The organism is Fulvimarina thalattae (assembly GCF_040239565.1).
GTDB lineage: Bacteria > Pseudomonadota > Alphaproteobacteria > Rhizobiales > Rhizobiaceae > Fulvimarina.
This window is the reverse complement of sequence record NZ_JBEHWS010000003.1, coordinates 153,557-165,468: the sequence shown is the minus strand read 5'-3', so window position 1 is coordinate 165,468 and position 11,912 is coordinate 153,557. Positions and strand designations below refer to the sequence as shown.

Here is an 11,912-nt window from a genome sequence, read left to right as displayed (position 1 = left end):
CCGAATACGGCGGGGGACTTCATCTTGGCAACTAGCGTTCTTCGTGGCTCGTAACAGGAGCCGCGCACTCTCCTCCTTCGTCACCCCGGCCTCCGAGCCGGGGTCCATTCCTCTAAACTTTCGGTAAATTTGGTGGCGCCATCTCCACCTTCATGAGGGAGGAACGGCCTCTGGATTGGATCCCGGTTCGGAGACCGGGATGACGAGAGAGCTCAGACATGCGCTCTCTTGCCTTGTCCCTCAGAAATGCATCCGGTAGAGCGACCGGGCATGTGCGTGTCGCACATATGCGCGCCATTGCGTGCAAGTGGAACTCAAGAACACCAGACAGGACCCTCGCGAGAATGGCCAAGGACAAGAAGCCGAAGCGTGTAAGCCCACGTCTGCCGCGCGGCTTTGTCGATCGCGAGGCGCAGGATTTGCGGGCGCAGGAGAGGATGCTGGCGACCATTCGCCGGGTCTACGAGTCCTATGGGTTCGAGCCCGTCGAGACGCCGGTCTTCGAGTTTACCGATGCGCTCGGCAAGTTCCTGCCCGACAGCGACCGGCCGAACGAGGGCGTCTTCTCGCTGCAGGACGACGACGAGCAGTGGATGAGCCTGCGCTACGATTTGACCGCGCCGCTCGCCCGCTTCGTCGCCGAGAATTACGAGAGCCTGCCGAAACCCTATCGCAGCTATCGGGCGGGCTATGTGTTCCGCAACGAGAAGCCGGGGCCGGGGCGCTTCCGCCAGTTCATGCAGTTCGACGCCGATATCGTCGGCGCGCCGAACGTTTCGGCCGATGCCGAGATGGCGATGATGATGGCCGACACGATGGAGGCGTTGGGTATCGATCGCGGCCAGTATGTGATTCGGGTGAACAACCGGAAGGTTCTCGATGGGGTGCTGGAGGTGGCCGGTCTATCGGGTGCAGAAAGCTACAATCGAAGACTCATGGTTTTGCGAGCCCTCGATAAGAGGGATCGGATCGGCATAGACGGCGTACGGCTATTACTTGGCCAGGGTCGAACTGATGAAAGTGGCGATCACACTGAAGGTGTCGGCCTTTCTGAAAATCAAATCCGAATTGTTGAAAAATACATAGCTCCTGAGTCTGTAACCATGTGGCTCAAGAAGGAAGTCGACGCATCATCCGCAGAGAAAGCTGATGGCGTAAAGCAGATTGTAAACACGGAAGTTTTCTATAATTCAAATCGTGCAACGGCATCTGCTATCAAAAGTGATCTCCAATCTTCTATGGTCGGCTTGGAAGGAGTGTCCGAACTAGAATTAATTGCAAATTATCTTGATTCTGCTGGATATGGTCCTCGCAGAATTACAATTGACCCCTCCGTCGTCCGAGGCCTCGAATACTATACCGGCCCGGTCTTCGAAGCCGAGCTCCTCTTCGATGTCGTCAACGAAAAGGGCCAGAAGGTTCAGTTCGGCTCGGTGGGCGGTGGTGGACGCTATGACGGGCTCGTTTCGCGTTTCATGAGCCAGCCGGTGCCGGCGACGGGCTTTTCCATCGGCGTCTCGCGGCTGATGACGGCGCTCAAGAATCTCGGCCGGCTTGAAACCGCCGAGCGCACCGGCCCCGTCGTCGTCACGGTCATGGATCGCGACCGGATGGCCGATTATCAGGCGATGGCGACGACGCTTCGTGCCGCGCTCAATGCCGATCCGTCGAAACCGTTGGTGCCGGTGGAGGTCTTCCAGGGCAACCCCAAGAAGTTCGGCAATCAGCTGCAATATGCCGATCGCCGCAATTCGCCTTGCGTCGTCATTCAAGGTGCGGACGAGAAGGCGGCAGGCAAGGTGCAGGTGAAGGATCTGGCCCTCGGCAAGGAGATGTCGGCGGAGATCACCGACAACACCGAATGGCGCGAAGCGCGGGCCGGGCAGGAGATGGTGGACGAGAGTGAGCTGGTTGCTGCCGTGACGGCGATCCTCGATCGGCAGCGGAAGAGCCGCTCGGCATGAATTCCGCGAGCCCATCGGCCGAGGCGCTGGCCGCGCTGTTTCAGACGCGCGGGGCAAGCGCCATCACCATGGACCTGCTCCAGCCGGCCGAGCCCTATCTCGACACGGCGGGAGAGGCGCTGCGCCGGCGCATCTACCTGACGCGCGGCGAGGCGGGCATCAATTTGTGCCTCAGGCCGGATTTCACGATCCCCGTCTGCCTGCACCATATCGAGCGGCGCGAGCCGCTGCCCTGCCGCTATTCCTATCGTGGCCTCGTCTTCCGCCAACCGCGCGAGGACGAGGGGCCGCGCGAACTTGAGCAGGCGGGCATCGAGGATCTGGGTGAGCCGAATCTTGCGACGGCCGATGCGCGGGCGTTGGCCGATGCGCTTGCCTCCTGCGAGACGCTCGGCGTTGGGCTCGACAGCGTGGATGTCGTGCTTGGCGATCAGGGGCTGTTCGAGGCGTTTCTCTCGGCGCTCGGCCTGCCGGACGGCTGGCAGCGCCGGTTGATCCGCACCTTCGGCGAGGACCAGCAGCTCGGCCATGTGATGGAAGCGCTCGCCAATCCGGGTTCGGCTTCGCTCGAAAACGTGCCTGATGCGCTGCTGGAGCTTGCCCGCGAGCGAGAGGAGGGCGCGCTGATCCGCGCGATCCGCGAGCGCATGGAGGAGGCGGGCCTGCCGCCCCATTCCGGCCGCACGCCGCAGGAGGTCGCCCAGCGCCTGATCGAGAAGGTGGCGACAGCGGAAGGTCGGCTGAGCCTTGCCTCGATCGACCTTTTGAAGCGGTTTCTCGCGATCGACTGCCCGCTGGCCGAGGCGGGCGCGGCAGTGCGTGCGCTTGCCGAAGGGGCAGGGCTGGTGCTCGATCGGGCGATCGGCTTCTTCGAGACGCGCAATCTTGCGCTGCAGGCGGCAGGCGTGGAATTGTCGACCATCACCTATCGGGCGGCGTTCGGGCGGCCGATCGACTATTACACCGGCATGGTCTTCGAGGTGCGGCCGAAGACCGGCGGCGTGACGCTGGCCGGCGGCGGGCGGTACGACCGGCTGATGACGCTGCTCGGGGCCGAGGAGCGGATACCGGCCGTCGGCTTCTCGCTCTGGCTCGCCCGGCTGGAAGAGCATGTTCGCGCTGTGAACGAGGGAGCGGCGGCATGACGATCACGCTCGGAATTCCTTCCAAGGGCCGCCTCAAGGACAAGACGATCGAGACGCTGGCCGGCGCGGGCATCACCGTGGAGCCGGCAGCCAACGAGCGGTCCTATCGCACGAGTGTCACCGGCTTCGACGGGCTGGAAGTGCTGCTTCTCTCGGCCTCCGAGATCGCGCGGGAGCTGCGGGACGGGGCGATCGATTTCGGCGTGACGGGCGAGGACCTGATCCGTGAATCGATCCCAGATCACGAGAGCGCGGTCGAAATCGTCGCGCGCCTCGGCTTCGGCCATGCGGATGTGGTGGTCGCGGTGCCTGAGAGCTGGGTGGACGTGGAGACAATGGACGATCTTGGTGACGTCGCCGGCGCGTTCCGTGCGCGCCATGGCCGGCGCCTGCGGATCGCGACGAAATACTGGCGCCTCACCCAGAGCCATTTCACGCGGCTGCACGGCATCCAGAGCTACCGCATCGTCGAGAGCCTTGGCGCAACGGAAGGAGCGCCGGCGGCGGGCTCAGCGGATGTTATTGTCGACATCACCTCCACCGGCTCGACGCTGACGGCGAACCATCTGAAGGTTTTGAACGACGATCCGATCCTCAGATCGGAAGCTTGCCTCGTGAAGTCGAAGACGCGGCGACGGTCTGAGGGCGACGAGGCCGAGGCGAGCGATTTCGCCGGGCGGTTTGGCGGAGTGGCTTCGGACGCGTAAGCTTCGATCGCACCCGCACCGATGCGTTTCCCAGCGCTTCGGATCGCCGGTTGAGACGGAACCGCAAGTCCATGCTCGACAGGGAGAGGTTGAACGAAGCGCTGACGCTGTTGGGACGCGATCTTTCCCGGCGCGGCCTGCTCATCGAACTTGCGGTCTGCGGCGGACGTGCCCTCATACTGCAATTCGACTGGCGCCGGATGACGCAGGATGTTTGCGCAGTGGTTCGCGAAGGGCATGAAGAGGCAAAGCTCGGCCCGTCAGTCGCCCATGTCGCCCGCCAAATGGGCTTGCAGGACGACTGGCTGAACAATGCCGTTGGCATGTTCACGCCGCTGGAAGAGCCCGAGGATCTTTTCGAATTTTCCGGCAATTACCCACCGGGCGAGCAGCCCGGATTGCGGGTCGTTGTCGCCAATCCGCGCTACATGCTCGCCTTGAAGCTGGTGGCGCTGAAGAGTGTCAATCGGGGCGATCGCGATCTGAATGATGCGCGGAGACTGGCGGCTCATCTGGATATCCGGAGCGAAGACGAATTGCTCGGTCTCTACCGCTGCATCCATGACGAAGACCCGCCCTACGAAGTTGCGTCGCGCTTCTCTCAGGTGCTGGGAGGCTGATCCGGTGCGGCCGCACAGCCTGAAGGGCGTTGCCGAGCGGACGCGCGGGGACCCGGACTGGGACCATCATCTGAGGGAGTTTCTGGACCATTTTTATGGCGCCGACGGAGACATCGAGCGGCAACATGAGATGATCGCGGACGACCCTGGCTTCGTCGATATTCCGCGATGTGACGCCTTTCTTGGCGGGGTGGGCGAGCATCTGGCGCGGCGGTGGCATCTGCCGGCGATCCCGCGCTGGGTGCGCCACGAACGCCGTTACCTCGATATGCCGATGTTCTATCCGGACGATCCGACGGTGCGGAAATTCCTCATCGCGGTCGCGCCCCCGGCTTTTCGCGTGCGGCTGATCTTTACCGGGCCCGATCCGCTGCAACGGGCGCGGTTTCCTTACCATCGCGGCGTGATCGGATTTCCGGTCAAATAATCATCGCTCGTTCGTTCGGTTTCAAAGGCTTGGCCAGCACGTTTTTCTGGCGTGAGGCGCTGCGGATATTTGAGATCTGCTGAAAATGTGAATTTCGCAGCCGCTTTTAGCCTTCGCTCAAGGGTTCGCTGGCATGATTGCCTGAGAACACTCGTGTCCAACGGGCTCGAAGGGCAAAGTCATGCATCTTCTCGCGATCGTCTCCATTTTGCCGGACGGCAATCCGTCGACGGGCTACGAAATCGCCAATCAGGCGATTCTGGACGCCTACCGGAGCCAGGGCGTGAAGCTGACGCTGATGGGCTATCGCCGCCCCGGCGCGGCGCTGCCGGACAATGCGATCTGCCTCGGCGAAGTCGGCATCGAAAACGCGACGGCCTCCGGCTTCCAGAAGGCGGCCTGGGTCGCGACCGCGTTTCGGCGCAAGCTGCCGATCACGGCGGCCAAGGTGGCGCGCTATTCGAATTCCGACCTTCTGACGAAGATCAAGAGCGCCGGAAAGATCGACGGTATCGTGCTCTCCTCGATCGCGATGGCGGCCGCCTATCCGTTTCTCTTCGCCGAATATCCGACCGTCTTCGTTGCACATAATGTTGAAGGCCGCTCGGCGATCGAGAATGCCGGCAACGCCCAGAGCGCGATCGACCGGGTGCTCTACAAGCGCGAGGCGCAGCTTCTGGAGCGTGCTGAAATGCATGCCTGCGCGCGGGCACGGGTGATCCATACGCTTGCCGAGGACGACAAGGTGGGCCTCGGCATCGCGCGGGACGAGCGAGCGATCAATCTGCCGCTGGTGGTGGGGCGCGAACCGGTGGCTGATGATGGACGTAGAACCCAGGATATCGGCATGATCGGCACCTGGAGCTGGGCGCCGAACCGCATCGGGCTCGACTGGTTCCTGAACGAAGTCGTCCCGCTTCTACCGCTCGATTTCGAGATTGCGATCGCCGGTCGCTTCGACGGCGAACCGCCGAAGGCCGCAGGCAATATCCGCTATCCGGGACGGGTCGAGAGTGCTCAAGGCTTCGTGCACGGCTCGCGGGTTCTGGCACTTGCGACGAAGGCCGGAACGGGCATCCAGCTGAAAACGCTGGAGACCTTTGAAGAGGGCATGCCTGCCGTAGCGACGAGCCGGGCGCTAAGGGGAGTCTCGTACATACCGGATAATGTGCGACGTGCGGACCGCGCCTCCGATTTCGCCCACGCGCTGATCGATCTCGTGGAGAAGGAGCGCGCCGGAAAGATCGGCCGCGTGGATGGGGGCGAATTTGCGCGGGCGCAGAAATCGCTGCTCGACGAGTCGATCGCGGCGGGGCTCAAGCGCCTCGGTGCCACAAAGAGCGGGTTCCAGCCGAAGATCGTACGCAATACGCCCGCCGAGCCCGGTTTCAAGGCGAGCGCATGATGCGGGCCGAGTATGAGGACATTCAATCCGGCGGCGCGCCGGTTTTCGGCGAGTCCTCCGCTGGCGGCGCCGAACGGATGGCTCTCGCGGGTGTGGCGGTCGAGGACTGCCGCGGCGAGGATATCATTGCGCGGCTCGGCGACGTCGTTGCGCGGGGAGATTTTCTGCGGCTCGCCTTTCTCAATGCCCACTGCGTCAATCTTGCGCGGCGCGACGAGGCCTATCGGAAAGCGCTCGCGCGATGCGTGGTTCTGCCCGACGGGATCGGCGTCGATCTTGGCGCTCAGCTTCTGCACGGGCGGAAGTTCGCCGAAAATCTCAACGGCACGGATTTCGTGCCGCGCTTCTTCCGGGAAGCGAAGACGCCGCTGAAGATCGGACTTGTTGGTGGTGCGCCGGGCGTTGCGGTGAAGGCGGCCGATACGCTCCGCAGCGCCTTGCCCGAGCATGAGTTCGTCGCGGTCTCGGACGGGTTTTTCGGCGAGGCGGGGCGCGACGCCGTGCTTGTGCGGCTTGAGGAAGGGCAGTTTGACGTCGTTCTCGTGGCGATGGGCGTGCCAGCGCAGGAACGCTTCATGGTGGAGCATCTCGACGCCCGGCACGGACGTATCTTGATCGGCGTCGGGGCGCTGTTCGACTTTCTTGCCGGAAACGTCGCGCGTGCGCCTCTCGCGGTTCGCAAGCTTCGGCTGGAATGGGCATGGCGGCTGGGGCTCGAGCCGTCGCGGCTCTGGCGGCGTTATGTGCTCGGCAATCCGCTCTTCATTGCGGAGATCCTGCGGGATCGGCTGACACCTCGCTCGGTCCGGTAACGCTTGACAGGATCGTCGAGAACGACCCTTAAGCCTTACAGATCATTCCAGCGCGGAAGTTTCTTTCCTTGTCCCAGGCCATCGTCACATCGAGCTATCGTGGAGATTTCGAGCGCTGCCGGCTTCTTTGCGACTCCATCGATGCGCGGGTGAGCGGGTATACGAAGCATATCCTCGCGGTCGAAGCGCGCGATGTCACGATGTTCCGGGCGCTGGAAGGGCCGAAGCGCGAAGTGGTCGACGAACGCGATCTCTTCCCATGGTGGCTGCGCGCCGTTCCCGATCCGACGCGGTTCGGCAAGCGGCGCATCTGGCTGACGCCGAAGGGCCTGCCGCTCCAGGGCTGGCACACACAGCAGCTTCGCCGGATCATGCTCGGGGCCAAGCTGGACGAGACCGCGATGATCACCGTCGATTCCGACGTCGTGTTCCTGCGGGACTTCGATACCGGCCATTTCGAGGATGACGAGGGGCGTGTCGGCTTCTACCGCAAGCCGGGCGGGGTGCGTGTCGCCCTCGAGGAATATCAGAAGGTCCATTACGACTGGTCGCGCAAGGCGGGCGAGCTTCTGGGCATTGCCGAACCCGAATATACCGACACCGGCTATATCGCGACGCTGATCGCCTGGAATACGGACACCGTGCGAGACATGAACGCGCGGATCGAGAGCGTGACCGGCAATTCAGCAATCGATGCCTTATCGCGAACCCGCGCGCTTTCCGAATGCACGATCTACGGACGTTTCGTGGACGAGGTCGAGAAGCGGCCCGATCGGCATTTCACTGTCGGCTACCAACGCTGTTCCATGTATTGGGATGGCGAGGCGATGAGCGAGCTTTCGCTGGAGCAGTTTGTCCAATCCCTTGAACCGCATCACGTCGCGGCGGGCATCCAGTCCTTCACCGGAACGGACAGTGCGTTGATCCGCAAGGCGGCAGGCCTCGCCTGAGGCGACGAGAACTTTCTTGAATTCGCCAACTCGCCAGGCATGGGCTGCGCCAAGACAGCCGAGATGGCGCGTCAGGAGACGACCGGAGCCTCGCGGCCTGTCTCACCTCGCCTCATCTTCGGCCAGCCGCGCCAGTCGAGTGCCGTGTAGCTGGCGAAGGCAGAGGTGAGCCACAAAATTGCGAAGACCCCGTTGAGCATCGCGATCCAAGTCGCCTGGGTCTCGAAGGTGACGAGAAGCGCTGCGAGGAGCCCGGCCTTGAGGAGTGCGGCTGTGGCAAGGATCGCGACGCGGATCGTCGTCTTGCCCCGGGCGTAGAGGAGTTCGGCCTCGTATTCCACGAGGTTGCGAAAAGCCGGAACCATCAGCACCAGCAGAATCAGCGGCGCAGCGTCGGCGACGTTCTGGCCGAGTGCAGTCGGGAAGAGCCAGAGAAAACCGCCGAGCGCGACGAGACCGCCGATGGAGACGAAGGCGATGGCGGCTTCGATGCCGATCCGGCGCTTCCAGCTGTCCAAAAAGGCCGGCGCCTTCATGATCTTCTGGACGATCAGCGTGTTGAATGAGCGCATGGGAAGCGCCGTCAGGTCCACCAGCCGCATGATGATGGCGTAGATACCGGCCGCGGCCGGGCCGCCGAAGGCAAGTACCAGCAGCTTGTCGAGGTCGGACTGGAGATAGAACACCATGTCGGCGCCTGAAACCGAGATGCTGTCGCGCCAGCGCGCGAGATAGAGCTTGGGCCGAAAGCGCAGGCGCTGGCGGGGATAGGTGGCGGCCAGGGCTATGACGGCGGACAGCATATTGGCGGCGAGATAGTAGGCCGCCCAGGTGAGGAGTTCGCCGTCGGCGAGAAACCAGAAGCCGACCGCCGCGAGCGCTTTCACCGCCGATCCGAAGATGGTGAGGAGCGCGCCGCGTCCAAAGCGCCCGATCCCGTTGTTGACGATGATGACGATCTCGAGCGAGCGCCATCCGATAATCTCTGCCGCGAGAACGAACGCGAAGGCTGTGATGCCCATCTCGCCGGCAAAGACGGTCAGGTAGAAGATTGCACCGGCGAGCACGACCAGCGGCAGCGAGAGGACGGAGGCGACGATATAGCCGGCAGTGTAGGTGCCGATGAGATGCGGTTTGACGATCGCCGCCCGGTAAAGCGGTGAATAGAAACCGAGGCCGCACACCCGCGAGAGCATGACGCCGGTCGCCGAGGCTGTCGCGAAAAGCCCGAAATCGCCGATCGAAAGACCGTTGGCGATGCAGACGAAATAGCCGAGCGACAGGACGAGCCTGCCCAGCGATCCGGAAACCAGGGACGCATAATCGCGAAGGACGCTTAGGTTGCCCTTAAGGGTTTGACGCAACACTGCGATCCTGTTCATGGGGCGTTTCGCTCCGTCGTTTCCGGGAGGCTGGGCGATGATACCGGATGCAAAAAGCCTCAAGCGATCCAGCGCGACCAGCGACTTCCGTTGCGCGGACATTAACGGCCAGCCGTTAACGCGTCGTTCCGTTCTGAAGGCCGGCGCCGGCATGGCGGTCGCTGCGAGCCTGGGCCTTTCGTCTGAGGCCGATGCGCAAACGGGCCGCATTCCGCTGGGCGGGGCGATCCAGAGCCAGTATCTCGACAGCGATCCGCGCTACGCCAAGGCTTTTCTCGATCACTACGACCTGATCATGCCGATGAACGAATTGAAGTTCAACATGATACATCCCGAACGCGATCAATGGAATTTCGAGCCCGCTGACCGGCTGATCGATCTCGCGGAAGCCAATGGCAAGCTGGCGCGCGGCCACACCCATGTGTGGTGGGGCGCGATGCCGGACTGGGTTGAGCGGATTGACACAAGGCGCGAGGCCGAGCGGGTGCTGATCGAGCATATCGAGCGGGTGACGGACCGCTATCGCGGCCGGTTGACCGGTTGGGATGTGGCCAACGAGGTGATCTCCTACGATCCGCGCGAGGAGGGACCGCTGCGAGATACCTACTGGCTGCGGATGCTCGGGCCCCGGCATATCCCGCTTGCCTACCAGACGGTGGCACGAACCGATCCGACGGCGCGGCTGGTGATCAACGACTTCGATCTCGAATGGAAGGGCGAGCTATACGCGGCCCGTCGCCGAGTGATGCTGGAGCTCGTCCAGCAGATGCAGGACGGCGGCATCGATATCGGCGGTGTCGGCATTCAGGGCCATCTCTATGTCGGGCGCGAGATCGACAAGGAGGGGCTGGAGGCCTTCCACCGCGATCTCGACCGGCTGGGCGTGTCGCTGCTTGTCACCGAGCTCGACGTGATCGATCTCGAAAGCCCGACCGATCCGGAAGTCATGGACGAGGCGGCCTATTCCATCGTCGAGGATTTCCTCGACGGCGTCTTCGCCTGGAAGCGGCCGGAAATGGTCGTCGTCTGGGGGATCACGGACAAATACACTTGGATCCCGGACCTGATGCCGCGTGACGACGGCTCACCGCACCGGCCGCTGCCGCTGACGAGCGATTATGAGGAAAAGAACTGGATGGGATTGCTGCAACGGCGCGTCGCGGCGGCGAGTTGATCGCCAAAGGCGATGGCGGCGTTGAGCTGTTGTGGACTCGGCATCGGCTGAAACAGAATACTGTGAAAGTGTTTCAGAAGCGAGCGCTTGAGCGTCCCCGAAGGAGGGACTTGTCTATCCGCTTCAAAGCAAGGACGTTTATGTTGAAAACTTAGGAAGGATCGTTATGTTACACAGAAATCCGCAATGTTGAACAAGGCTGACGTGATATGGCGAAGAACCACCGTTCGTCCGGTTCGGGTATAGCACTCACGGGCTTTTTAAAACGCGGCCGCAACACTAGAACTGGACGGTTCGTTGAAGTGAGCACCGGTCGGGGGCATCCTCATATGACGATCGTGGAAGTTGATGGTTTGCAAGGCGTCAGTAAGCAAGCTTTCAACAAAGACCGCGTGATCCGGTCGATCCGTAGCGGCAAGATGGTTGAAGCCGTGATGCATGCCGCTGCCGACGAGGGGCTCACCGCAGCCAAGGACGGACGCATTGCGGGCCGTGTCAGCAACGAGCTAATTGCGAAGGCTAAAGCCAAGACAGGGCTTACCTCTGACACTGAACTCCTTGAGTTCGCATTGGCCACTGTCGCGATCGAGGACAATTTTGCGGAGGCTTTCCATTCCGTCCGTGGCACTATTGATCCAGAAATAGACTTCGGCTTCTGACGCTGTGGGCTTTGATTTCAGCACGGCCGAGCGCGTCAAAAAAAGCGACCCTGGTCGAACGCTTGCCCGGCGCCGGGACGACCAGTTGCCCTACCTGGGTGACGACGTTGTCGCGGGTGGTCCCCTGCTTCTCGACACCTGCGTTTATATCGACCAAATGAAGGGCACCACGCCCGAAACCGTCGACAGGCTGATGGACATCCGGATTGTAAGCCACTCGATGGTTGCGGTCGGGGAATTGATGTTCGGCGTCGGGCAACTGCGTGAGGACGACCAACGCACCCCAGCTGTGAAGGCCAGTATCGAGCGGCTCGTTCGGGGAATGCCAGCGCACCGCCAGCTCGTGCCGGATGCTGACATTATGGGCCGGGCTGCGGTCCTTGCTGGGATCCTAGGCCGCACGCAAGGTTATGCCGACGACGATAAAATGAAAGCATTGAACGACTGCACCTTGTTTCTTCAGGCGGAGAAATTTGGTCTCACGCTTTTGACGGCCAATGTCGCGGAGTTCGACATCCTGCTCCAACTCCGACCGCTGGGTCGGGTTCTTCTGTACCGTCCAGTTCCGGCAAAACGAACTGCGTAACCACAAAATCAGAGATTTTTACGGCCCGTTGCAAGGTCATCGAGTCAAAGACGAGCCTACGTCTAATTTTCGGTTGGTGCA

At 62.2% G+C, this 11,912-nt stretch carries 12 protein-coding genes; 11 read left to right on the top strand and 1 reads right to left on the bottom strand.

Annotated features, from left to right (window positions below; translation table 11 throughout):
- The first annotated feature begins 344 nt into the window (after positions 1–344).
- The 8 genes from hisS to ABRA89_RS05490 all read left to right on the top strand — a co-directional run bounded on the left by hisS (position 345) and on the right by ABRA89_RS05490 (position 8,030).
- Entirely contained in the window at positions 345–1,964 is a 1,620-nt protein-coding gene (gene hisS, locus ABRA89_RS05525; protein ID WP_349940451.1) for a histidine--tRNA ligase, read from the top strand.
- Positions 1,961–3,109 (top strand): ATP phosphoribosyltransferase regulatory subunit, encoded by a 1,149-nt coding sequence (locus ABRA89_RS05520; RefSeq protein ID WP_349940450.1) that lies wholly within the window; start codon positions 1,961–1,963, stop codon positions 3,107–3,109. The genes hisS and ABRA89_RS05520 overlap by 4 nt, the downstream gene beginning before the upstream one ends.
- The gene (gene hisG / locus ABRA89_RS05515; RefSeq protein ID WP_349940449.1) at positions 3,106–3,816 is read left to right on the top strand and encodes an ATP phosphoribosyltransferase; all 711 of its coding nucleotides are present in this window, start codon (positions 3,106–3,108) and stop codon (positions 3,814–3,816) included. The genes ABRA89_RS05520 and hisG overlap by 4 nt, the downstream gene beginning before the upstream one ends.
- Before the next feature lie 71 nt (positions 3,817–3,887).
- Positions 3,888–4,436: a hypothetical protein gene (locus ABRA89_RS05510; protein ID WP_349940448.1), complete on the top strand. Its 549-nt coding sequence runs from the start codon at positions 3,888–3,890 to the stop codon at positions 4,434–4,436.
- A gap of 4 nt (positions 4,437–4,440) precedes the next feature.
- On the top strand, positions 4,441–4,863 hold the full coding sequence (locus ABRA89_RS05505) for a hypothetical protein (protein ID WP_349940447.1): 423 nt from the start codon (positions 4,441–4,443) through the stop codon (positions 4,861–4,863).
- Positions 4,864–5,044: 181 nt separating this feature from the next.
- Positions 5,045–6,268 carry a glycosyltransferase family 4 protein gene (locus tag ABRA89_RS05500; protein ID WP_349940446.1) on the top strand — a complete coding sequence of 408 codons (1,224 nt, stop codon included), beginning with the start codon at positions 5,045–5,047 and terminating at the stop codon, positions 6,266–6,268.
- On the top strand, positions 6,265–7,080 hold the full coding sequence (locus ABRA89_RS05495; protein ID WP_349940445.1) for a WecB/TagA/CpsF family glycosyltransferase: 816 nt from the start codon (positions 6,265–6,267) through the stop codon (positions 7,078–7,080). Before ABRA89_RS05500 ends, ABRA89_RS05495 begins: the two co-directional genes overlap by 4 nt.
- Before the next feature lie 68 nt (positions 7,081–7,148).
- Positions 7,149–8,030: a DUF6492 family protein gene (locus tag ABRA89_RS05490; protein WP_349940444.1), complete on the top strand. Its 882-nt coding sequence runs from the start codon at positions 7,149–7,151 to the stop codon at positions 8,028–8,030.
- 71 nt (positions 8,031–8,101) lie between these two features.
- Here ABRA89_RS05490 and ABRA89_RS05485 read toward each other — a convergent pair whose 3' ends face one another.
- Entirely contained in the window at positions 8,102–9,397 is a 1,296-nt protein-coding gene (locus tag ABRA89_RS05485) for a lipopolysaccharide biosynthesis protein (protein ID WP_349940608.1), read from the bottom strand.
- Between the two features lie 166 nt (positions 9,398–9,563).
- Here ABRA89_RS05485 and ABRA89_RS05480 point away from each other — a divergent pair, with 166 nt between their 5' ends.
- From ABRA89_RS05480 to ABRA89_RS05470, 3 genes are all read left to right on the top strand, one after another.
- The gene (locus ABRA89_RS05480) at positions 9,564–10,586 is read left to right on the top strand and encodes an endo-1,4-beta-xylanase (RefSeq protein ID WP_349940443.1); all 1,023 of its coding nucleotides are present in this window, start codon (positions 9,564–9,566) and stop codon (positions 10,584–10,586) included.
- Positions 10,587–10,795: 209 nt separating this feature from the next.
- Positions 10,796–11,245, top strand: coding sequence for a hypothetical protein (locus ABRA89_RS05475; protein WP_349940442.1), 450 nt, complete (start codon positions 10,796–10,798; stop codon positions 11,243–11,245).
- Positions 11,246–11,249: 4 nt separating this feature from the next.
- Positions 11,250–11,831: a type II toxin-antitoxin system VapC family toxin gene (locus ABRA89_RS05470; RefSeq protein ID WP_349940441.1), complete on the top strand. Its 582-nt coding sequence runs from the start codon at positions 11,250–11,252 to the stop codon at positions 11,829–11,831.
- Positions 11,832–11,912: the final 81 nt, after the last annotated feature.

Bases quoted from the DNA above. Each gene is read 5' to 3' on its own strand.
- hisS (WP_349940451.1), top strand. From the start codon at position 345: ATGGCCAAGGACAAGAAGCCGAAGCGTGTAAGCCCACGTCTGCCGCGC.
- ABRA89_RS05520 (WP_349940450.1), top strand. From the start codon at position 1,961: ATGAATTCCGCGAGCCCATCGGCCGAGGCGCTGGCCGCGCTGTTTCAG.
- hisG (WP_349940449.1), top strand. From the start codon at position 3,106: ATGACGATCACGCTCGGAATTCCTTCCAAGGGCCGCCTCAAGGACAAG.
- ABRA89_RS05510 (WP_349940448.1), top strand. From the start codon at position 3,888: ATGCTCGACAGGGAGAGGTTGAACGAAGCGCTGACGCTGTTGGGACGC.
- ABRA89_RS05500 (WP_349940446.1), top strand. From the start codon at position 5,045: ATGCATCTTCTCGCGATCGTCTCCATTTTGCCGGACGGCAATCCGTCG.
- ABRA89_RS05495 (WP_349940445.1), top strand. From the start codon at position 6,265: ATGATGCGGGCCGAGTATGAGGACATTCAATCCGGCGGCGCGCCGGTT.
- ABRA89_RS05480 (WP_349940443.1), top strand. From the start codon at position 9,564: ATGGCGGTCGCTGCGAGCCTGGGCCTTTCGTCTGAGGCCGATGCGCAA.
- ABRA89_RS05475 (WP_349940442.1), top strand. From the start codon at position 10,796: ATGGCGAAGAACCACCGTTCGTCCGGTTCGGGTATAGCACTCACGGGC.